A 21760-nucleotide genomic window follows, 5' to 3' on the forward strand; every position below is an offset into this window, starting at 1 on the left:
CGAGTTGTTCCAGTCGAGCCCCGTCCTCGCCGGGCTGACGCCCGATGGAACCGTCTCGTTCGGCGATGACCACCGCCGATGCGATGCCGCCGTCGTGCGACAACGACAGATGCCACCGCTGAATCCCCAGGCCGGCCGCTGCTCGCGCGACCGTGCCCGCGATCACGAGCCAGGGACGACCGGCTTCGTCCACCGTCACCTCGCAGTCGTGCCAGTGCAGGCCCTGCGGCGCGCCGAGGGCCTTGGCGACCGCCTCCTTCGCCGCGAACCGGGCGGCGAGCGACTCCGCCGAGCGTTCGTGGCCCGACTGCGTAATGCGCTCGGCCTCGGTGAACACCCGCTCGGCTAGCTGCGGGGTGCGCTCCAGGGCGGCGCGGAAGCGCTCGACGAGCACGACGTCGTTGCCGACCGACACGATCACAGGGCACACCCTACCGGCCGCGCAACCCCTGTGGACGGCCGCTTCGGCGAGGCCCGCGCGGTTGTCCACAGGTCCTTGAGCCGATCCCCGGCACCGGTCAGCATCGGCGGCAGTTATCTCTGGGAGGTGACCCATGGAGTTCGAAGTCCACATCGGCCGGCTCGGGCAGTGGTCCGACCGGCTCGACGACACCGGGACCGCGCTGGCCCAGCCCAAGCTGGTCGCGGCTCCGGCCGGGTGGGCGGCCGCGGCCGCACTGTCCACCTGGGAGACGGCGCTCGTCGGGCTGCTGCGCGCGATCGGCGAGCAGACAGTCCACACTGGTGATTCGGTCCGGGCCTGCGCGGCCGGCTATCGGTCCGCGGACCGCTCATGATCATCGGGTACGCACAGCTCTGCGCAGCCGACGTGGCGACCTGGCACGCCGGGGCGACCGCCTGGCGGCGGCTGGCGCAGCAGCTCGACGAGCGTCTCGAAGAGTTCGACGCGACCGCGGCCGGGCTGCGTCAGGACTGGCGGGGAACCGCTGCCGACGCAGCCTCGGTCGCCGTCGCGGATCTGCGGGGGTTGACCGCCGCCTGCCGAACGCCGATCGAACAGACCGGGCGGTTGCTGGCTGAGCACGCCGACCGGGTCTCGGCGGCTCGGCAGGCGCTGCTCGCTGCGCGTACGCCGGAGCAGGCGGCCATGGCGGTGGCCGCCGCCCGCCAGTCCGACGAGCGTACGGCGACGGCGTTGACGCAGCTCACGGCGTCCCTGAGCCCGCCGTGCCCGCCGAACGCCGGGCCGGTGGCCGTCCGCGAATGGTGGCGCAGCCTCAGCAAGACCCAACGTGACCTGCTGATTCTCTCGTCACCCGAGCGGATCGGCCGGTTGGACGGCGTACCGGCGGCCGATCGGGACCGGGCGAATCGGGAGCTGCTCCGGCACGAGCAGGATCGGCTGACCACCCTCTTGGACAGCCTGCGCGCGGATCCGAACGCCGATCGGGAGCGTGACCGGGTGGAGCGGACGCTCGCCGGGCTCGCGACGCTCGCCGACCGGCTCGCCCGCCCCGGGACCTACCTGCTGGGGCTGGACACGGCGGGCGACGGCCGCGCGATCGTGGCGCTCGGCGACCCCGATCACTCGGCGAACGTGCTCACCTACGTTCCCGGCATGGCCGTACGCCTCGACGGCCACCTCGGCACGTCGCTCGACCGGACGGCGGCGATGGCCGAGGCCACGGCGGCCGCCGATCCGGCGAAGTCGACCGCGGCCGTCCTCTGGCTGGGCTACGACGCTCCGGACAACGTGCTCCAGGCCGCCTCGGCGAGCGCCGCTCACGACGCCCGGGCCGCTCTGCACGAATTCCAAGACGGGCTGGCCGCGACCCATGAGGGCGAGTTCGGCGAGCAGAGCGTCGTCGGGCACTCCTATGGCGCGCTGGTCGTCGGCGAGACCGTCCGCGATCTCGGCCTGCGCGCGGACGACCTGGTGTTCCTCGGCGCGCCCGGGGTCGGCGTGGAGCACGCGGCCGATCTGCACGTGGACCCGAAGACGGTGTGGGCGGCCAGCGCCGACAACGACATCGTCGGGCTGTCCGCCCCGTCCGTCCGGCAGGTCCTCAAGGAACTCGTCTGGCCGCGGTACATGGGTGATCCGATGCCGGACCTCTGGCACGGCCACAATCCGGCCGACGCCGGCTTCGGCGGCCACGTCTTCGAGGCGGCCGACAACCCGAACCCGATCTCGGCGCATTTGGCGTACTGGGATCGCGGCAATCCGGCGCTCACCAATGTGGGCCGGATCGCCGCAGGCCAGGACACCTCGGTGAGCGCACCGCCACCGAAGTCCTGACGACTACTCGACGGTGACCGACTTCGCCAGGTTCCGCGGCTGGTCGACGTCGTGTCCCCGGGCGGTCGCGATCTCGCAGGCAAGGACCTGCAACGGAACCGTCGTCACGAACGGGGCGAGGAGGGTCGGCGTACGCGGGACGCGGATCACGTGATCGGCGAAGGGAACGACGGCCTCGTCGCCCTCCTCGGCGATCACGATGGTCCGCGCACCCCGGGCGCGTACTTCCTGGATGTTGGAGACGATCTTGTCGTGGAGCACTCCCCGACCGGCCGGCGACGGCACGACGCAGACGACCGGGGTGCCCTCGTCGATCAGCGCGATCGGGCCGTGCTTGAGTTCTCCGGCGGCGAAGCCCTCGGCGTGCATGTACGCCAACTCCTTGAGCTTCAGCGCGCCTTCCAACGCCACGGGATAGCCGACGTGGCGGCCGATGAACAGCACTGTGTTGCGAGTGCTCAGATCGCGGGCCAGCGTACGCAGACCGTCGAGGTCGTCCAGCACGGTGGCGATGGCGTCGGGCATCGCCCGCAGCTGCTCGACTACCGAGCCGACCTCGTCGGCGTACTTGATCCCGCGGACCTGGGCGAGGTGCAGGCCCACCAGGTAACAGGCGGCGAGCTGGGTCAGGAAGGCCTTGGTCGAGGCGACCGCGATCTCCGGGCCGCCGTGCGTGTAGAGGACCGCGTCGGACTCCCGCGGGATCGTGGAGCCGTTGGTGTTGCAGATCGCCAGGACGCGCGCCTTCTGCTCCTTGGCGTGGCGCAGCGCCATCAGGGTGTCCATCGTCTCGCCCGACTGCGAGATGGCGATGACCAGAGTGGACCGGTCGAGCACCGGGTCGCGGTAGCGGAACTCGCTGGCGAGCTCGACCTCGCACGGGATGCGGGTCCAGTGCTCGATCGCATACTTGGCGACCAGCCCGGCGTGGTACGCCGTCCCACAGGCGACTACGAAGATCTTGTCGACGTCACGCAGATCCTGGTCCGTGAGGCGTACCTCGTCGAGGAGGATGCTGCCGCTCTCGCTGAGCCGCCCGAGCAGGGTGTCGTGCACCGCCTGCGGCTGCTCCAGGATCTCCTTCTCCATGAACCAGTCGTGGCCGCCCTTCTCCGCGGCGCGCGCGTCCCAGTCCACGTGGTACGGACGGGCCTCGGCCGGCTTGCCCTCGAAGTCGGTGACCTCGACGCCGTCGGTCGTGATCAGCACGACCTGGTCCTGACCGAGTTCGAGCGCCTCCCGGGTGTACGCGATGAACGCGCTCACGTCGCTCGCGAGGAAGTTCTCGCCGACGCCGACGCCGACCACCAGCGGTGAGTTCCGGCGGGCGCCGACGACCGCGCCGGGAGCCTCCCGGTCGACGGCGAGCAGTGTGAACGCGCCTTCCAATCGGCGGCACACCCGGCGCATCGCCTCGGCCAGCCCGGCCGCGCCCTTCTCGGGAACCGCGGCGAGTTCGAACGCGAGCAGGTGCGCGACGCACTCGGTGTCGGTCTCCGACTGGAACTCGATCCCCTGCGCCTCCAGCTCGGCCCGCAGGTGCACGAAGTTCTCGATGATGCCGTTGTGGATGACCGCGACCCGGCCGTCGGCCGACAGGTGCGGGTGGGCGTTGCGATCCGTCGGTCCACCGTGGGTCGCCCAGCGGGTGTGGCCGATGCCGACCGTTCCGGCGGCGATCCGGGGATCGGCGGCCTCGGCGAGCACGCGGTCCAGGTTGGCCAGCTTGCCGGCCCGTTTGGCCACGGCGATCTCGGCCTGGCTCAGAACGGCGACGCCGGCCGAGTCGTAGCCGCGGTACTCCAGCCGCCGCAGGCCGTCCAGGACGATCTCCAGCGCCGGTCGGGCGCCCGCGTATCCCACGATTCCACACATGCCTCGCAGCGTAGCGGAGTTTCGCTCAAAGTCCATGCGCGATCGGGATACTTTTGCGCACAGTAACTGCTCAAAAACCGACTCTCCCGGCGAACGACAAGGGCCGGACCAGCAGTGCGCTGATCCGGCCCCGAAGCGGGAGGGTGGAGGTCAGGTGGCGGAACGCACCGCCGACGCGATCTCCTCCGCGGTTTCTGCCGCCAACTCCGGCGTCGACGCTTCCACCATTACGCGTACCAGTCGCTCTGTGCCGGACGGACGAAGCAGAACGCGCCCGGTGGCCCCGAGCCGCGCGGCGACCGCGTCCACGGCCGCGACCACCGTGGGGTGACCGACCACGGAGCGGTCGGCCTGCACGTTGATCAGCCGCTGGGGCAGCTTGGTGACCACCGAGGCGAGCTCGGCGAGGCTCTTTCCGGTCTCCGCCATCCGCGCCATGAGCATCAGGCCGGTGAGCAGGCCGTCGCCGGTCGTCGCGTGGCTGGGCAGGACGATGTGGCCGCTCTGCTCGCCGCCGAGCGAGTAACCGTGCTCGCGCAGCTCCTCGAGCAGGTACCGGTCGCCGACCTTCGTCTCGACCAGATCGATGCCGGCGTCCCGCATGGCGATCTTGAGCCCGAGGTTGCTCATCACCGTCACGACCAGCGTGTCCTTGGCGAGCGCGCCGGCCTCCTTGAGAGCCAGCGCGAGGATCGCCATGATCTCGTCACCGTCCACGACCTCACCGGTCGCCGTGACGGCAAGGCAGCGATCGGCGTCGCCGTCGTGCGCGAGCCCCAGGTCCGCGCCGTGGGCGACGACGGCCTCCCGCAGCGCGTCGAGATGGGTCGCGCCACAGTCCTCGTTGATGTTGACGCCGTCGGGCTCGGCGTAGATCGGGACGACGGTCGCCCCGGCCTCCTGGTACGCCGACGGAGCGACGTCGCTGGCCGCGCCGTTGGCGCAGTCGACCACGACGGTCAGCCCGTCCAGCTGGACCGGCACGGCGGCACGCAAGTGTTTGAGGTAGTGCTCGGCCCCGTCGAGCAGGTCGTGCACCCGGCCCACCCCGGCGCCGGTCGGGCGCTGCCAGGCCTCGCCGATCCGCGCCTCGATGGCGTCCTCGATCTGGTCGGACAGCTTGTGACCGCCCGCGGCGAAGAGCTTGATCCCGTTGTCGGGCATCGGGTTGTGGCTGGCCGAGACCATCACGCCGAAGTCGGCCCGCACCTCGCTCGTCAGGTACGCCACGGCCGGCGTCGGCAGCACACCGGCCCGGACGACGGTCGCCCCGGCACTGGCCAGACCGGCGACGACCGCGGCCTCCAGCATCTCGCCGCTGGCCCGGGGATCCCGGCCGACGACCGCCACCGGCTGGTGACTGCGATCCGCCTCGGCCAGCGTGTGCGCGGCCGCAACGGCGATCGACATCGCCAGTTCGGGGGTGAGGTCGCCGTTGGCCAGGCCACGGACGCCGTCCGTGCCGAAGAGCCGACCCATGTGTCCTCCTCGAGAAAGTCCGGGCAGACGAAAATGGCCGAGGGGCAATCGGCCCCCCGGCCATTCCCTTAAGCAGGCTGTGAAGCCGGCATCAACGCTTCGAGTACTGAGGCGCCTTGCGGGCCTTCTTGAGACCGTACTTCTTGCTCTCCGTCACGCGGGCGTCACGGGTCAGGAAACCGGCCTTCTTCAGCGCCGGACGGTCCTCGAGGTCGAGCTCGACCAGGGCGCGGGCGATGCCGAGGCGCAGCGCGCCGGCCTGGCCGCTGATGCCGCCACCGCGCAGGTTGGCGATGATGTCGAAGGCCTCGGGCTTCTCGACGACGACCAGCGGCTCGCGCACGGTCTGCTGCGAAACCTTGCTCGGGAAGTAGACCTCGAGGTCACGCCCGTTGCACGTGATCTTGCCGGAGCCCGGGATGATGCGGACTCGGACGATGGCCCGCTTGCGCCGGCCGACGGTCTGGACGGGGCGGTCCCCGCGGGGGGCCTTCACGGCCACCGGAGCGGGCGCGGCGACGGCCTCCACAGCCGTGGCGACCGCGGCCGGGGTCGGCACAGAAGTCTCGGTCATGGTGATTCCTTCGCCCGCGCTCACTGCGCGATCTGCTTGATCTCGAAAGGCTGCGGGTTCTGCGCAGCGTGGGGGTGCTCAGGGCCCGCGTAGACCTTGAGCTTGCCCATGATCTGGCGGCCCAGCTTGTTGTGCGGGATCATGCCCTTGACGGCCAGCTCGATCGCCTTCTCCGGCCGCTTGCTCAGCAGCTCGTCGTAGCGGACCTGCTTGAGACCGCCCGGGTAACCCGAGTGGCTGTAGGCAATCTTGGTCGCGCGCTTGTTGCCGGTGAGGGCAACCTTGCCCGCGTTCACGATGATGACGAAGTCACCGGTGTCCACGTGCGGCGCGAAAGTGGGCTTGTGCTTGCCGCGCAGGAGCGTGGCGGCGTGGGTGGCGAGCCGGCCCAGCACGACATCAGAAGCGTCGATCACGTGCCACTGACGCTCGATCTCACCCGGCTTCGGGCTGTACGTACGCACAGGTTTACCTTGTCTGGTCGTCGGACATGTCTTTGCGATGCTCTTGCGGTGTCGCGTCGAAGGTTTCTCGCGACACCAATCGACAAGCCTACCTGACCGGTCCGCACCGCTCTGCTGTCGGGTTGGCTCAGCACGCAACAGCCCACAACGATACCTGTTGGCTTGCGCCAGGGTCAAAACGGCGGCCGCCGTATGGCTCGCCTCACAGGGTACCCGCCGTCAAGGTGCGCCTGGTTTCACCTCCCGGGTACGCGCAGCGCACAACACGGCAATCACACGTTCGTAACTTTCCTGACCATGACCGCGACAGTCACCACACCGGCACCGGCTGCACCGCAGCAGCGGGTGATCTCGCACTGGGACCCCGAGGACACCTCCTTCTGGGAGTCCACCGGCCGCCGGGTCGCCCGGCGCAACTTGATCTTCTCGATCTTCGCCGAGCATCTGGGCTTCTCGGTCTGGACGCTCTGGAGTGTGGTGGTCATCGCGCTGCCACCGGGGCTCTTCGCGTACTCGGTCAACCAGAAGTTCTGGCTGGTCGCACTGCCCAACCTCATCGGATCCCTCATGCGGATCCCGTACACGTTCGCCGTCACCCGGTTCGGTGGGCGTACCTGGACGATGATCAGCGCACTGCTCCTGTTGATCCCCGTCTCGGGGATGATCTACGCGGTGACCGCCCGCCCGGCGTACTGGGTGGTGCTGACCATCGCCGCGACCGCCGGGCTCGGTGGCGGCAACTTCGCCTCGTCGATGACCAACATCTCCTTCTTCTTCCCCGAGCGGAAGAAGGGCACCGCGCTCGGACTGAACGCCGCGGGCGGCAACCTCGGCATCAGCGTCATGCAGTTGGTGGTACCGATCGCGTTGTCGTTCGGACTGGTCTACGGCGGCGTCATGTGGCTGCCGCTGATCCTGGCCGCCGCGATCTTCGCGTACGCGTTCATGAACAACCTGACGGTGGCGAAGTCCCCGCTGCGAGCCCAGTTCGCCACGGTGAAGCGGGCGCACACCTGGATCATGTCGTTCCTCTACATCGGGACCTTCGGCTCGTTCCTGGGCTACTCGGCGGCGTTCCCGCTGGTCCTGAAGTTGCAGTTCCCGAACGCCCCGGTGGCGCACCTGGGAGCGGCGACGATCACCCTGGCCTTCGCCGGCCCGCTGGTCGGCTCGGTCGCCCGGCCGTTCGGCGGCTGGCTGGCCGACCGCGTCGGCGGCGCCCGGGTGACCGCGAGCTGCTTCGTGCTGATGGGTCTCGGCTCGTTCGGCGTCGTCACCGCGGCCGGGGACAAGAACATGGCGCTCTTCCTGGCCTCGTTCGGGGTGCTCTTCACCGCAGCCGGGGCGGGCAACGGCTCGACCTACCGGATGATCCCGGCGATCTTCGCGGCGAAGTCCCCGGACGCCGCGACGGCCAAGCGGGAGTCGGCCGCCACGCTCGGCATCGCCGGGGCGGTCGGCGCGCTCGGCGGGTTCTACCTGCCCCGGGCGATCAGCGACTCGATCGCCGGGAGCGGCGGCATCGGCACCGCGTTCACCTGGTTCACCGTCTTGTACGCCGCCTGCCTGGCCGTGACCTGGTGGTGTTACCTGCGGCGGCGGGTGCTGACCTCGGTCGCGCCGAGCCTCGCCCACGCCTCCGTCTGACCTTCCCGGCCCGTTGGTCATGGCGAAATCCATGATCAACGGGCATATTTGAGTGACGCGCTCAACTAGTTCTTGCGCATTGGTTGAAGATTCATCTACCTTGGGTCTCGGCGATCACGCCATCCGACTTCGAACCTCCGGGAGACCCCTATGAGCCTCGTTCTCGACCAGGCGGCGCAGGATCTGCTGTTCCGCGAGGCGCGTACTGCGAACGCCTTCACCGACGAGCCAGTGAGCGACGAGCAGATCCAGGCCGTCTACGACCTCGTCAAGTACGCCCCGACCGCGTTGAACTCCCAGCCGCTGCGCGTCGTGCTGGTGCGTACGCCGGAGGCCCGGGAGCGCCTGGTCGGCGCCATGGCCGAGGGCAACAAGGCCAAGACCGCCGCGGCCCCGCTGACCGCCATCCTCGCCGCGGCCCACGACTTCCACGAGAAGCTCGACAAGACCTTCCCCCACGCGCCCGGCCTCAAGGACCGGTTCGCCGAGGAAGAGGCCCGCGTCCGGACCGGCCGCTTCAACGGCGCGATCCAGGTGGGCTATTTCATCTTGGGTGTACGCGCCGCGGGTCTGGCCGCCGGCCCGATGGGTGGGTTCGACGCCGAGCTGCTCGACAAGGAGTTCTTCGGCGACGGCCGGGCCAGCGTCCTGGCGGTCGTCAACATCGGTAAGCCCGCCGACAACGCCTGGTTCGACCGCAACCCGCGGCTGGACTTCGACGAGGTCGTGACGACGGTCTGAGGGCCACCCCACGATCGAAGCCTCCGCAGCCGGCGTCGCGACCTGCGACGTCGGCTGTCGGCTTAGCGGCAGGGTGATGCGTGACCTACTCGACCTAGAGGGGAAGTGAGTACTGTGACTGGCATGTCCGCCGAGACAAAGACCGAAGCCCGCTGGCTCACCGACGACGAGCAGCGGTCCTGGCGGGCGTTCCTCGAAGGCAGCCGGCTGCTGATGCACAACCTCGAACGAGGGCACCAGAAGCACGGCCTGTCCGCCACCGATTACGAGATCCTCGTCCAGCTGTCGGAATCGCCCGAGCACCGGCTCCGGATGAGCCAGCTCGCGGTGCGTACGCTGCTGGAGAAGAGCCGCTTGTCGCACCAGATCACCCGGATGGAGAAGGCCGGGCTGATCGAGCGGCAGCCTTGTCCGGACGATCGCCGGGGACAGTTCGCAGTGCTCACCGAGCACGGCTGGGAGACGATCCAGCGCGTCGCCGTCGACCACGTCAACCAGGTACGCGAGATCTTCGTCGACCGCATGACGCCCGAGCAGTTCGCCGTACTGGGCGCCGCGTTCGAGCAGGTCGCCGAGGGTCTGCGGAAGCCGCGGCCGGAAGCCTGTGCCGAGGCGCTCGGCTACGAGGCGCCCGAGTCGTGCGGCGCCGGCGACGACGAATCCTGCGACGGCTGAGCCGCAGGACGCGGATCGCCGGCGAGCGCAGTTGATCACCTGTTGACGGAGTCGATCACCCGCTGAGCGAAGTGGCGTCCTGCATAAACGCAGTCGATCACCCCGGTTAGTTCATGATCGCGCGGAAAACCCGCGTCACAGGTCTTGGATGATCTTGAGCGCTCGAGCCACCCGCCGCATGGTGTCGGTGTCCGCGACCTCGACGAGGTCGGTGAACCACTTCTTCATCGGCGAGGAGACGCGATCGGGCATGATCACGAGTTCGCCCATCTGGACGGCCAACGGCGAATCTCGCAGCTCCTCCTCGTCCACGACCTCGGCGACGACCACGATCGGCACGTCGGTTCCGTTGTAGACGTCGGAGCTGATGACCAGACCGAGTCGCTCACGAGCGCCCTCGATCCGCCAGATCTCACCTCTACGCAGCACGCTTGCCATGCCCTCCGCCGATTCAGCGCGGTCGACGACCGCCACCATGGGTCATTCCACCACGCAATGCGTCGGTGACCGTCTCATAGTCGGCCTCGTCCGCAAGCGCCTGCTTCTCCAGCTTGTCCAGGCCCGCTCTCCGGAGCACGTCGGCGTGCGCGCCGAAGAGCTCGCGTAGGGCCTTCTCCTTGGCGGCCTTGTCCATCCAGGCCGACAAAGACATGCCGTCACGTTCCGCATAGCGGCGCGCGTCGGCGATCGTGTCATCCGAGAACGAGAGAGTCACCTTCGCAGTCATGCAAGTGAGGGTACCTCTGGTATGACCCATAGTCATCCCCCAATCGGAACTCCCCGCATGAGTGAATGCGCAGCTCACATGAGGTGTAACTGATCTCACGGACAGTCACTAACGATCACGCTAGAACCTCGTGTCATTGGACAAAACCCCCATCTGTGTCCTGCCGGTCATACCACTGGCCAACACCGTCCCCACCGAACAGATGAGCGCGACTTTGCAGGTCGGAAACATATGAGAAGTCGGGCCGAAACCGCCTCCCTGCACGCTCGTCTACATGCCAGCCGAGGTCGCCACCCACTGCCCGTATTGCGCGCTGCAATGCGGGATGACGCTGCGCATCACCAAGCCCGACAGCGCCGACGATCGGGAACGCGTCGAAGTGGCTCCCCGCGATTTCCCCACCAACCGCGGTGGGCTGTGCCAGAAGGGCTGGACCGCCGCCGAACTGCTCGACCACCCGGAGCGGCTGCGTACGCCGCTGGTCGAGGGAACTCCGGCGACCTGGGGGGAGGCGTACGCCTTCATCGTCGGCAAGATCGAGCAGATCCAGCGAGAGCACGGGCGGGACGCCGTGGCGGTCTTCGGCGGCGGTGGGCTGACCAACGAGAAGGCGTACGCGTTGGGCAAGTTCGCTCGAGTGGCGCTGCGGACGAAGAACATCGACTACAACGGGCGCTTCTGCATGTCGAGCGCGGCCGCCGCCGGGATGCGCGCGTTCGGCGTCGACCGTGGACTGCCGTTCCCGCTCGCCGACATCGGCAAGGCCAAGACGCTCATGCTGGTCGGCGCGAACGTCGCCGAGACCATGCCCCCGTTCGCCCGCTACCTCACCGAGCAGCGTGACGTGCCCGGCGCGACGCAGATCGTCATCGACCCCCGGGCGACCCCGACCGCCCGCGCGGCCACCCTGCACTTGCAGCCGACGCCGGGCACCGATCTGGCGCTGGCCAACGGGCTGCTGCACATCGCGATCGCCGAGGGCCTGATCGACGCCGAGTACCTCGATACCCGCACGACCGGCTTCGACGACGTACGCAAAATGGTCGCGGAGTACTGGCCGGCCCGAGTCGAGCGGCTGACCGGCGTACCCATCGCTGATCTGGAACGAGCCGCGCGGGCCTTGAGCGACGGTCCGGCGATCATCTTGACCGCGCGCGGCGCGGAGCAGCACGCCAAGGGCGTGGACACGGTGACCGCGTTCGTCAATCTCGCGCTGGCCCTGGGTCTGCCGGGCCGGCCGGGTTCCGGCTACGGCTGCCTGACCGGGCAGGGCAACGGCCAGGGCGGCCGGGAGCACGGTCAGAAGGCCGACCAGCTGCCCGGCTACCGCAAGATCGACGACCCGGCCGCACGCGAGCACGTCGCCGCGGTGTGGGGAGTCGACCCCGCCGACCTGCCCGGACCTGGCCGATCCGCCTACGAGCTGCTCGACAGCCTGGGCGAAGACGTCAAGGCGTTGCTCGTGTTCGGCTCGAATCCGGTCGTCTCCGCTCCGAATGCTGTTCACGTAGAGAAACGTCTGCGAAACCTGGATTTGTTGGTCGTGTGCGACTTTGTCATGAGCGAGACGGCACATCTCGCCGACGTCGTCCTCCCCACTGCCCAGTGGGCCGAGGAGGACGGCACCATGACCAACCTCGAGGGCCGCGTGCTGCGGCGCAAGGCCCTCCGCAAGCCACCGCCAGGGATAGGGACGGATCTGGCGGTGCTGGCCGAGCTGGCTCACCGGCTCGGCACGGGGACGGCTGCCGTTCGGGCAAACGGCGACCCTCCCCCGAGTGCGCGGTTCGATTCCGATCCGCGCGCGGTCTTCGAGGAGCTGCGGCGTGCCTCCGCAGGCGGGTTGGCCGACTACGCGGGCGTCACGTGGGAGCGGGTGGACGCCGAGGACGGCGTGTTCTGGCCTTGCCCGTCTGTGGACCGGGCGGGCACGCCGCGGCTCTTCGAGGAGCGATTCGCCCATCCGGACGGCCGGGCCCGCCTGATCGCCGTCGAGCATCGGCCCGCGGTCGAGGAACCCGACGCCGACTACCCGCTCTATCTGACCACCGGCCGCGTGCTCGCGCAGTATCAGTCCGGCGCGCAGACGCGCCGCATCGAGCCGCTCACGCGGGTCGCCGGGTCGGGGTTCGTCGAGCTCCATCCCGATCTCGCGGCTCGTCTCGAGATTTCTCCAGATCAACTTGTACGCGTGACGAGCCGCCGCGGCGAGATGACCGCCCCCGCGCGGCTGACCGAGAGCATCCGGCCGGACACCGTCTTCGCGCCCTTCCACTTCGCCGGTCGGCAGCGCGTCAATTCGCTGACGTCCGACGCGTTGGACCCGATTTCTCGCATGCCTGAGTTCAAGGTTTGCGCCGTCAAAGTCGAGCCGGCATGACCGCACTTCTGACGACCGCCGATGTCGCCGGTCTCCTCGTGGACAGGAGAACAACGGTGGATGGAGTAGTGATCGTCGGGTACGGAATGGCAGGCGCGCGTTGCGCCGCCGACCTGGCCCGGCGCGGCGTCAAGGCGACCGTCGTGGGCGCCGAGCCGCATCGGGCGTACAACCGGATCTTGTTGTCGAACCTGCTCGCAGGCAAGGTCGACGAGACCGGCGTGGAGTTGCCCGACTCCGGCGGAGCGATTCGGACCGGCTCGCCTGTCGTCGCGATCGACCGGGGCGCCCAGACCGTGACCTGCGCCGACGGCACGGTCGTGGAGTACGAGCACCTCGTGCTGGCCACCGGGGCCACCGCCTGGATTCCGCCCGTCGAGGGCCTCGACCCGGACGCGCTGCCCGATCGGGTCGCGGTGTTCCGGACCCTGGACGACTGCCGCCGCATCCTCGACTACAGCGAGGGTGCGCGTACGGCGATCGTGCTGGGCGGGGGCCTGCTCGGGTTGGAGGCCGCTCGCGGGCTGGCCGGACGAGGGCTGTCGGTGCAGGTCGTGCACCCCGTCGGCCACCTGATGGAGCGGCAGATCGATCCGGATGCGAGTGCCATCCTGGCCGGCACCCTGGCCGAGCTCGGCATCACCGTCCACACCGGAGTGTCGGGCGCACGGCTCACCTCCGGACCCGACAGCGTCACGCTCACCCTGTCCGACGGCCGCGAACTCACCACCGACGTGCTGGTCCTTTCATGTGGCGTACGCCCGGAGACGGGGCTGGCCCGCGACGCCGGGTTGGCCGTCGAACGGGGCATCGTCGTGGACGACCGGCTGCGGACGAGCGACCGGCGGATCTCCGCCATCGGCGACTGCGCTCAACATCGCGGTCAGGTCGGCGGGCTCGTCGCTCCGGCGTGGGCCCAGGCCGAGGTGGTGGCCCGGGTGCTCAGCGGCGAGGAGCCGCTGGCGGCGTACCAGCCCGCGCCGATCGTGACGCGGTTGAAGGCGAACGGCATCGACCTCGCCTCGATGGGCACGCTCGACGGCGAACACCACGAGGATCTGCGGTTCGCCGATCCCGCCCGGGGCACCTACGCCCGGCTTCGCATCCACGAGGGCCGGGTCTCCGGCGCCGTGCTGCTGGGCGACAACCCGCTGGTCGGGCAGGTCATCCAGCTCTTCGACCGGGGCGCGCCGGTGCCTAGTGACCGTCGCGCGCTCCTCCTCGGGCGCAGCCTGGGCGGACCCGCCACCGCTCAGGTTGCGCCCACTCCGGCGCTGATGCCCGATGCCGTGACCGTCTGCCAGTGCAACACGGTCAGCAAGGGCTCAATTGTGCGCGCCTGGCGCGACGGCTGCCGCGACGTCGCGGCGATCGCCGAGCGCACGCGCGCCACCACCGGCTGCGGTACCTGCACCGACGCGGTCTGCGGCATCGCCGATTGGCTGTCTGCGCAGGAAGGTGTCAAGGCATGAGGAATCTGATCGTGGTCGGCCACGGGATGGTCGGGCAGCGTTTCGTCGAGGCCCTCTCCGCCCGGGACACCGCCGGCCAGTGGCGGATCACCGTCCTCGGCGAGGAGCCGCGGCCGGCGTACGACCGGGTGCGGTTGTCCGCCTTCTTCGACGGAGCCAGTGCTGAGGAGTTGTCGCTCGGTGACGTGCCGGACGGCGTCGAGCTGCGACTGGGTGAGGCCGTTCTCGGGATCGACCGCGCACGCCGGATCGTGCAGACCGACGCCGGCGAGTACGCCTACGACAAGCTCGTGCTCGCCACCGGCAGCCGCCCGTTCGTGCCGCCGATCGCCGGAGCCGACCTGCCGGGCGTCTTCGTCTATCGCACGCTCGACGATCTGGAGGCGCTTCAGGCGTACGCCGAAGGCCGCCGGGTCGGCGCGGTGCTCGGTGGCGGTCTGCTCGGTCTGGAAGCGGCGAACGCCTTGCGCCTGCTCGGTCTCACCACCCATGTCGTGGAATTCGCGCCCCGGCTGATGCCGTTGCAGGTGGACGACGGTGGCGGTGCCGTCCTCAAGGGACACGTCGAGGGCCTCGGTCTCGCCGTCCACACCGGACGCGCCTGCGCGAGCGTCGTGGGCACCGACGAGGTGACCGGCCTGACCTTCAGCGACGGCGGCTCGGTCGAGGCCGAGGTCGTCGTGATCGCGGCCGGCATCCGCCCCCGCGACGAGCTGGCCGCGTCGGCCGGTCTGCCACTCGGACCGCGCGGTGGCTTCCTCGTCGACGCCGGTTGTGCGACCGAAGACCCCGACGTGTACGCCGTCGGCGAGTGCGCCGCCCTGAGCCTCGACGGCACCGAGGGCCGCACCTATGGACTCGTCGCTCCCGGGTACGCCATGGCCGAAGTGGTGGCCGACCGGATCGTCGGCGGCGACGCCGCGATGACCACGCCCGACACGTCGACGAAGCTGAAGCTGCTCGGGGTGGACGTCGCCTCGTTCGGAGCGCCGGACGGGCCGCTGGACGTCGTTTACCACGACGGGGCCAACGGGGTGTACGCCAAACTCCTGCTCTCCGACGACGCGCAGACCCTGCTCGGCGGTGTGCTCGTCGGCGACGCTTCGGCGTACCCGACGTTGCGGGCGAGCCTCGGCGGGCCGTTGCCCGGTCCGCCGATCGCGCTGCTGGCCGGGGACTCCGCCGGAACGGCCGGGGCCGGCGCGCTGCCCGGGACGGCTCAGGTGTGCTCGTGCAACGCCGTCACGAAGGACGCCATCGTAGGGGCGATCCGCGAGGGCGCGGCCGACGTGCCGGCCATCAAGGCGTGCACCCGCGCCGGCACCACCTGTGGTTCGTGCGTACCGATGTTGAAGAGCCTGCTGAGCGAATGCGGTGTGCACCAGTCGAAGGCGCTCTGTGAGCACTTCACGCACAGCCGCCAGGAGCTGTTCGACATCGCCCGGGTCCGGGGCATCCGCACCTTCTCCGAGCTCATCTCCGAGCACGGGCAGGGCCGCGGCTGCGACATCTGCAAGCCGGTGGTCGCGTCGATCCTCGCCTCGCTGACCAACGGCTACGTGCTCGACGGCGAGCAGGCCGCCCTGCAGGACACCAACGATCACTTCCTCGCCAACATCCAGAAGGACGGCACCTACTCGGTGGTGCCCCGCATTCCGGGCGGCGAGATCACCCCGGAGAAGCTCATCGTCATCGGCGAGGTGGCCAAGGACTTCGGGCTCTACACGAAGATCACCGGCGGCCAGCGGATCGACCTGTTCGGCGCGCGGGTCGAGCAACTGCCGCTCATCTGGCGACGACTGGTCGACGCCGGGTTCGAATCCGGCCACGCGTACGGCAAGGCACTGCGTACGGTGAAGTCGTGCGTCGGCAGCACGTGGTGCCGGTACGGCGTACAGGACTCGGTCGGCCTCGCGGTCGACCTGGAACTGCGCTATCGCGGGCTGCGAGCGCCGCACAAGATCAAGTCCGCCGTGTCAGGCTGCGCCCGCGAATGCGCCGAAGCCCGGGGCAAGGACTTCGGGATCATCGCGACCGAGACCGGCTGGAACCTCTACGTCGGCGGCAACGGCGGCTTCCGGCCCCGGCACGCCGATCTGCTCGCCTCCGATCTATCCACTGAGGACCTAATCCGTACGATCGACCGGTTCCTCATGTACTACATCCGCACAGCGGACCGGTTGCAGCGGACGGCCGCCTGGCTGGAGGCGCTGGACGGCGGGCTGGACCACCTGCGGGACGTCATCATCCACGACACCCTGGGTCTCGGCGCCGAGCTGGATGCGGCGATGGCCCACCACGTCAGCTCGTACGCCGACGAGTGGAAGGCCACTTTGGACGATCCGGCCCGGCTGGCGCGGTTCGTCTCGTTCGTCAATGCGCCGGGAACGCCCGACCCCTCGATCAGCTTCGAGACCGAGCGCGGGCAACGAGTGCCCGCTCGCCCCGTGCCCGTAACGCTCACCGGGAGGAAGTCATGACCACTGCATTCGCCGATTTCGCCGACCTCGCGACGTGGACGCCGATCTGCTCGATCGCGCGCCTGGAGGTCGAGCGGGGCGTCGCCGCCCTCGTCGACGGCATCCCCGTCGCGATCTTCCGGACCTTCACCGGAGACGTGTACGCCCTCGACAACGTCGACCCGTTCAGTGGGGCGTCGGTGCTGTCCCGGGGCATCGTCGGCACCCGCGGAGACGTCCCGACCGTCGCCTCCCCCATGCACAAGCAGGCGTTCGACCTGCGTACGGGGGATTGCCTCGACGATCCCACCATGCGCGTGCGCGCCTGGGCCGTCCGCGTACGCGATGGGGTGGTCGAGATCGGCGAGCCCCTCGCCGTGAGCGTGCCCGCATGACCGGCCCTCGGCCGGTCACCGGTCAGCACAGCCTCCATCATGCGAGCGCCGGCCGCAGGTCGGTGATCGCATGACCGCCGTTGCCGCTGGTACTCAGACGGAGGGTGAGCTCGCCGGCTTCACCATCGGCGTGACCGCCGACCGGCGGCGGGACGAGCTGGCGGCGCTCTTGGAACGACGTGGCGCGCGGGTGGTCATCGCACCCGCGCTCCGCATCGTGCCGCTCCCGGACGACGTCGAGCTGCGCGAGGCCACCCGGCGGTGCCTCGCGACCCCGCCGGACATCGTGGTGGCCAACACCGGCATCGGGATGCGCGGGTGGCTGGAGGCCGCCGAGGGCTGGGGGCTCGGCGATGCTCTCCGGCAGGTGCTCGGCAACGCGTACCTGGTCGCCCGGGGGCCGAAGGCACGCGGGGCCGCCCGCGCGGCCGGGCTCTTCGACCAGTGGTCGCCGGAGTCGGAAAGCTGCGACGAAGTGCTCTTCCACCTGCTGGCGCGGGGCGTACACGGCGAAGTCGTCGCGGTTCAGCTGCACGGCGATCAACAGCCGGACTTCTGCGCGGCGCTGCGGTCGGCCGGGGCCGACGTCATCGAAGTGCCGGTCTATCGCTGGGCGCCGCCGCACGATCCAGCGCCGTTGCAGCGCCTGGTCGATCTCGTGCACGGCCGGCTCATCGACGCCGTCACGTTCACGTCTGCCCCCGCAGTACAGGCGTTGCTGGACGCGGCCGGCCCGGCTCGGGCCGAATGCGTGGCGGCGTTGCGATCGGACGTCGTGGCCGCCTGCGTCGGCCCGGTGACGGCGGCTCCATTGACAAACCTGGGCATTCCCGTCGTCACGCCCAGCCGCGCCCGGCTCGGCGCATTGGTCCGCTCGCTCGCCGACGAGCTGCCCAAGCGGGCGGTGAACCTGCACGTCGCCGGGCACGAGCTGACTCTGCGCGGGCACGCCGCAGTGGTGGACGGGCAGCTCAAGCCGCTCGCCCCGGCGCCGATGGCGGTCCTGCGCGCGCTGGCGACCCGGCCCGGCCGGGTGCTGTCGCGAGCATCGTTGTTGCCGTCGCTGCCACGTGGCGCGGACGAACACGCCGTCGAGATGGCTGTCGCCCGGTTGCGCGCCGGACTGGGCGGACCGGGATTCGTGCAGACCGTCGTCAAACGCGGCTATCGCCTGCCGGTGGAATGATTTGCTCGTCCCACTGGCGTGAGCGGCCTAGGAGCTCTAACGTCTGGCGCGTGAAGACCTGGGGCCGTGCGATAACGTCCGCGTTCGTTTTCGCGGCGATCATGGGAGCGGGACAGGTCGGCGTCGCCACCGTCCTGGACGTGCTGCGCCTCGACGGTGCGTACGCCGACGACAACGTATGGCTGGCGCAGACCGCCTTCCTCGCCTGGTTCGCCGTGATCGCGGTCGCGGCGGGAACCGCCATCGGAGCCCATTCCGCGGGGCTCGGCGTACGCGTCAGCGCCGCCGTCGCGGCTGGCATCGGTGGCGCGGCCGGCACGGCGATCGCCCTCTTCCCGGCTCGGCACGCGCAACTCCCGAACGGCGATCCGGCGTTGCAAGCCGGGCTGGCGCTGACCATCGGGGCCGCCGCCGGGCTCGTCTTCGCGTTCGCCATCCTCAGCGCGCGGTCGCTCGCCTGGAGTGCCGGGGCGTACGCCCTGGTCGTGTGGGGTCTCATCGCCGGTGGGGTGGCCAAGTCGGCCGACGCTCCGCCGCGGCTCGGCGGGCTGGCCGGGCTCGGGCTCTCCCCCGCCGCGGTCGACGACGCGCAGCTGTTCGGGTTGCCCGCGATCGCCGCCGTCCTCGGCGTGATCGTGGCGGTGACCGCCCGGCTGCGCGGCCACCACCGGCTCGCGGTCGCTCTCAGTGGCGCGGCCGGTCCGGCGACCGTGGCCCTGGCGTACGCCATCGCCGGGCCGGGCTCGTCGGACTTCCAGAAACTCCCGTGGGTTGCGGCGCTGGGCGCGGTCCTGACCGGCCTCGTCGCCTCGGCCATCGTCGCGATCCCGCCGCGGCGGCAGCCGGACGACGCCACCTCCTCGACTCTCGGTACTGAGGCGCTCGCCGTGCCCGCGCCGACGAGTGCGCCGGATAGCGCAGTGCGTACCGAGACGGACAAGTTGCCGCCACGGCGTGAGTCGAAAGCCCGGCCGGCCCCGGCGCGGTCACGCCCTCGGCCGACGAACGACGCTGTCGAGAGCTGGGTCAGCGGCCTCGGCGAGCCGTCGGCGGCGACTAACGCTTCGGCGTCTTCGTCGAGCGAGCGCGGCGGCTTCGTGCCTCGCCCCCTCGGCTGAGAACAGCGCCGCTCGGCTGAGGTCAGCACCGCTCGGCTGAGGTCAGCACCGGATCAGGGTTCCGGGTCGAATCTTGCTCCAAGATTCGACCGAGAACCCTGATCCAGCGCCCAAAGGCCGTCCAAAGGCCGCCCAAAAGGCGCCCAAAAGGCACCCAAAAGCGGCCCAGGGGCGAGGGCGCGAGCGGAAAACGGGTGGCGGGCGGACGGTAGCGTCTCCGGGGTGACAGCACCCCTTGTGAACCGTACCAACGCTCCCCGGCACGGCGAGGAGCGTACGCAGCTCGACGCCTGGCTCGATTTTCATCGCGACACCCTGATCATGAAGTGCGCCGACCTCACCGACGACCAGCTTCGGCAGCAGTCGGTGCCACCCTCGACGCTGAGCTTGCTCGGTCTGGTACGCCACATGGCCGAGGTCGAGCGCTGGTGGTTCCGGCGGCAGTTCGACGGGGCCGCCCTCGGCGACCTGTTCTGCACCGAGGAGGACCCCGACTTCGACTTCAACGGGTCGGCGACGTCTGATCCGGCCGCCGACTTCCGGGCGTTCCGGGAGGAGGTCGAGGCGGCCCGGGTGACGGTGACCGGGCGGTCGCTCGACGAGACCTTCGTCGACCGCCGCGGCAACACCTTCGACCTGCGCTGGGTCTACCTGCACATGATCGAGGAGTACGCCCGCCACAACGGCCACGCCGACCTCCTCCGCGAATGCGTCGACGGGGCGACCGGCGACTAGGACACGACCGGGAGGTAGACCTTGCCGCCCGACGCCGCGAATTCTTCCGACTTCGCCTGCATGCCTTGGCGCGCGTACTCGCGAAGGTCGGCGCTGATCCGCATCGAGCAGAACTTGGGCCCGCACATCGAGCAGAAGTGCGCGGTCTTCGCCGCGGGCGCGGGCAGCTCCTCGTCGTGGTACGCCCGGGCGGTGTCCGGGTCGAGGGATAGCTCGAACTGGTCCTCCCACCGGAATTCGAAGCGGGCCTTGGACAGCGCGTCGTCCCGGGCCTGCGCGCCCGGGTGGCCCTTGGCGAGGTCGGCCGCGTGCGCGGCGATCTTGTACGCGATCACCCCGGCCTTGACGTCGTCCCGGTCGGGCAGCCCGAGGTGTTCCTTGGGCGTGACGTAGCAGAGCATCGCGGTGCCGTACATGGCGATCATGGCGGCCCCGATGGCGCTCGTGATGTGGTCGTACGCCGGAGCGATGTCCGTCGTGAGTGGACCGAGGGTGTAGAACGGGGCGGAGTGGCACCACTCCTGCTGCAGGTCGACGTTCTCCTTGATCTTGTGCATCGGGACGTGCCCGGGTCCTTCGACCATCACCTGTACGCCGTGCTCCCAGGCGACGGTGGTCAGTTCGCCCAGCGTACGGAGTTCGGCCAGTTGAGCGGCATCGTTGGCGTCGGCTATGCTGCCGGGCCGGAGCCCGTCGCCGAGCGAGAACGTGATGTCGAACGCCGCGAAGATCTCGCACAGCTCGGCGAAATGCGTGTAGAGGAAGTTCTCCTCGTGATGGGCCAGGCACCAGGCCGCCATCAAAGAACCGCCACGCGAGACGATCCCGGTCACTCGATCGGCGGCGAGCGGCACGTGCGGCAGCAGCACTCCGGCGTGCACGGTCATGTAGTCGACGCCCTGTTCGGCCTGCTCAAGTACGGTGTCTCGGAAGATGTCCCAGGTCAACAGGGTGGGATCACCCTTCACCTTCTCCAGCGCCTGATAGATCGGGACGGTGCCGATCGGCACGGGCGATTCACGCAGGATCGCCTCGCGCGTCTCGTGGATGCGCGGCCCGGTCGACAGGTCCATGACCGTGTCCGCGCCCCATTTCGTGGCCCAGCGCATCTTCTCGACCTCCTCGGCGAGGTCGAAGGTGACCGCCGAGGTGCCGATGTTCGCGTTGACCTTCACGAGGAAGGCCGAGCCGATGATCATCGGCTCCAGCTCCGGGTGGTTGACGTTCGCCGGGATCACCGCGCGTCCCGCGGCCACCTCGCGCGCCACGAGCTCGACCGGCACGCCCTCGCGTACCGCGACGAACTCCATCTCCGGGGTCACGATCCCGGCTCGGGCGCAGGCCAGCTGGGTGGTCGGCTGCCCGCTCCGCCGTCGTTCTTCGATCCAGCTTGTACGCGCAGCGTGGCTGGGCCCCGACGTGTCGTAGAGCCGGATGGTCTCTCCGTCGGTGAGCACGAGTTCGGTGAAGGGCACCGCCAGCGCCCCTTCATACACTTTTTCCCGTGATACTGCGAGATTTCGGGTTTCTGCGGCCACAAGAAGCCTCCATTCTCATGTGGACGCCGACGCCG

The 21760-nt window shown here is 69.7% G+C and carries 19 protein-coding genes and 1 pseudogene; 12 read left to right on the plus strand and 8 right to left on the minus strand.

Translation table 11 applies throughout. The features are described from left to right. Positions 1-55: 55 nt before the first annotated feature. Positions 56-421: pseudogene (locus HOV77_RS12945) on the minus strand (holo-ACP synthase); the annotation flags it as partial. Positions 422-554: 133 nt separating this feature from the next. On the opposite strand from HOV77_RS12945, the gene HOV77_RS12950 reads away from it, so the two are divergent. Together HOV77_RS12950 and HOV77_RS12955 are read left to right on the plus strand one after the other, a co-directional pair. Beyond that, positions 555-797 (plus strand): hypothetical protein, encoded by a 243-nt coding sequence (locus HOV77_RS12950; RefSeq protein ID WP_290861777.1) that lies wholly within the window; start codon positions 555-557, stop codon positions 795-797. Next, positions 794-2260, plus strand: a complete 1467-nt coding sequence (locus tag HOV77_RS12955) for an alpha/beta hydrolase (RefSeq protein WP_290861779.1) — start codon at positions 794-796, stop codon at positions 2258-2260. Before HOV77_RS12950 ends, HOV77_RS12955 begins: the two co-directional genes overlap by 4 nt. Positions 2261-2263: 3 nt before the next feature. Here the strand turns inward: HOV77_RS12955 and glmS are convergent, their stop codons facing one another. The 4 genes from glmS to rplM form a co-directional block, all read right to left on the minus strand. Then, a complete protein-coding gene (gene glmS, locus HOV77_RS12960) occupies positions 2264-4135 on the minus strand; it encodes a glutamine--fructose-6-phosphate transaminase (isomerizing) (protein ID WP_290861781.1) in 1872 nt (623 codons plus the stop codon). A gap of 150 nt (positions 4136-4285) precedes the next feature. Beyond that, positions 4286-5614 (minus strand): phosphoglucosamine mutase, encoded by a 1329-nt coding sequence (gene glmM / locus HOV77_RS12965; protein WP_290861783.1) that lies wholly within the window; start codon positions 5612-5614, stop codon positions 4286-4288. A 91-nt stretch (positions 5615-5705) separates the two neighbouring features. After that, positions 5706-6188, minus strand: a complete 483-nt coding sequence (gene rpsI, locus HOV77_RS12970; protein WP_290861785.1) for a 30S ribosomal protein S9 — start codon at positions 6186-6188, stop codon at positions 5706-5708. A gap of 20 nt (positions 6189-6208) precedes the next feature. Continuing rightward, positions 6209-6652: a 50S ribosomal protein L13 gene (rplM, locus tag HOV77_RS12975; RefSeq protein ID WP_290861787.1), complete on the minus strand. Its 444-nt coding sequence runs from the start codon at positions 6650-6652 to the stop codon at positions 6209-6211. A 297-nt stretch (positions 6653-6949) separates the two neighbouring features. On the opposite strand from rplM, the gene HOV77_RS12980 reads away from it, so the two are divergent. The 3 genes from HOV77_RS12980 to HOV77_RS12990 all read left to right on the plus strand — a co-directional run bounded on the left by HOV77_RS12980 (position 6950) and on the right by HOV77_RS12990 (position 9715). Continuing rightward, complete coding sequence (locus HOV77_RS12980) at positions 6950-8299, plus strand: nitrate/nitrite transporter (RefSeq protein WP_290861789.1); 1350 nt, start codon at positions 6950-6952, stop codon at positions 8297-8299. A gap of 150 nt (positions 8300-8449) precedes the next feature. Further along, a complete protein-coding gene (locus tag HOV77_RS12985) occupies positions 8450-9040 on the plus strand; it encodes a malonic semialdehyde reductase (RefSeq protein ID WP_290861790.1) in 591 nt (196 codons plus the stop codon). Positions 9041-9163: 123 nt separating this feature from the next. Further along, on the plus strand, positions 9164-9715 hold the full coding sequence (locus tag HOV77_RS12990; RefSeq protein WP_290861792.1) for a MarR family transcriptional regulator: 552 nt from the start codon (positions 9164-9166) through the stop codon (positions 9713-9715). A 135-nt stretch (positions 9716-9850) separates the two neighbouring features. Here the strand turns inward: HOV77_RS12990 and HOV77_RS12995 are convergent, their stop codons facing one another. Together HOV77_RS12995 and HOV77_RS13000 are read right to left on the minus strand one after the other, a co-directional pair. Further along, positions 9851-10153: a type II toxin-antitoxin system PemK/MazF family toxin gene (locus HOV77_RS12995; protein ID WP_290861794.1), complete on the minus strand. Its 303-nt coding sequence runs from the start codon at positions 10151-10153 to the stop codon at positions 9851-9853. A 13-nt stretch (positions 10154-10166) separates the two neighbouring features. Next, positions 10167-10442, minus strand: a complete 276-nt coding sequence (locus tag HOV77_RS13000; protein ID WP_290861796.1) for a DUF6364 family protein — start codon at positions 10440-10442, stop codon at positions 10167-10169. A gap of 274 nt (positions 10443-10716) precedes the next feature. Between HOV77_RS13000 and HOV77_RS13005 the strand changes: the two genes are divergently transcribed. The 7 genes from HOV77_RS13005 (at position 10717) to HOV77_RS13035 (ending at position 20187) form a co-directional block, all read left to right on the plus strand. Beyond that, positions 10717-12822 carry a molybdopterin oxidoreductase family protein gene (locus HOV77_RS13005; protein ID WP_290861798.1) on the plus strand — a complete coding sequence of 702 codons (2106 nt, stop codon included), beginning with the start codon at positions 10717-10719 and terminating at the stop codon, positions 12820-12822. Next, positions 12819-14294 (plus strand): FAD-dependent oxidoreductase, encoded by a 1476-nt coding sequence (locus tag HOV77_RS13010; protein WP_290861799.1) that lies wholly within the window; start codon positions 12819-12821, stop codon positions 14292-14294. Before HOV77_RS13005 ends, HOV77_RS13010 begins: the two co-directional genes overlap by 4 nt. Next, positions 14291-16774: a nitrite reductase large subunit NirB gene (gene nirB, locus HOV77_RS13015; protein WP_290861801.1), complete on the plus strand. Its 2484-nt coding sequence runs from the start codon at positions 14291-14293 to the stop codon at positions 16772-16774. The genes HOV77_RS13010 and nirB overlap by 4 nt, the downstream gene beginning before the upstream one ends. Further along, positions 16771-17148, plus strand: coding sequence for a nitrite reductase small subunit NirD (nirD, locus tag HOV77_RS13020; protein WP_290861803.1), 378 nt, complete (start codon positions 16771-16773; stop codon positions 17146-17148). Before nirB ends, nirD begins: the two co-directional genes overlap by 4 nt. A gap of 70 nt (positions 17149-17218) precedes the next feature. Then, positions 17219-18334 carry a uroporphyrinogen-III synthase gene (locus tag HOV77_RS13025; protein ID WP_290861805.1) on the plus strand — a complete coding sequence of 372 codons (1116 nt, stop codon included), beginning with the start codon at positions 17219-17221 and terminating at the stop codon, positions 18332-18334. Positions 18335-18384: 50 nt separating this feature from the next. Beyond that, positions 18385-19452 carry a hypothetical protein gene (locus tag HOV77_RS13030; protein ID WP_290861808.1) on the plus strand — a complete coding sequence of 356 codons (1068 nt, stop codon included), beginning with the start codon at positions 18385-18387 and terminating at the stop codon, positions 19450-19452. A 222-nt stretch (positions 19453-19674) separates the two neighbouring features. Then, the gene (locus tag HOV77_RS13035) at positions 19675-20187 is read left to right on the plus strand and encodes a DinB family protein (protein WP_290861810.1); all 513 of its coding nucleotides are present in this window, start codon (positions 19675-19677) and stop codon (positions 20185-20187) included. On the opposite strand, the gene thiC is transcribed toward HOV77_RS13035, so the two are convergent. Then, entirely contained in the window at positions 20184-21725 is a 1542-nt protein-coding gene (thiC, locus tag HOV77_RS13040) for a phosphomethylpyrimidine synthase ThiC (RefSeq protein WP_290861812.1), read from the minus strand. The two genes, HOV77_RS13035 and thiC, sit on opposite strands and share 4 nt — an antisense overlap. Positions 21726-21760: the final 35 nt, after the last annotated feature.

The organism is Hamadaea sp., assembly GCF_013362815.1.
Classification (GTDB): domain Bacteria; phylum Actinomycetota; class Actinomycetes; order Mycobacteriales; family Micromonosporaceae; genus Hamadaea.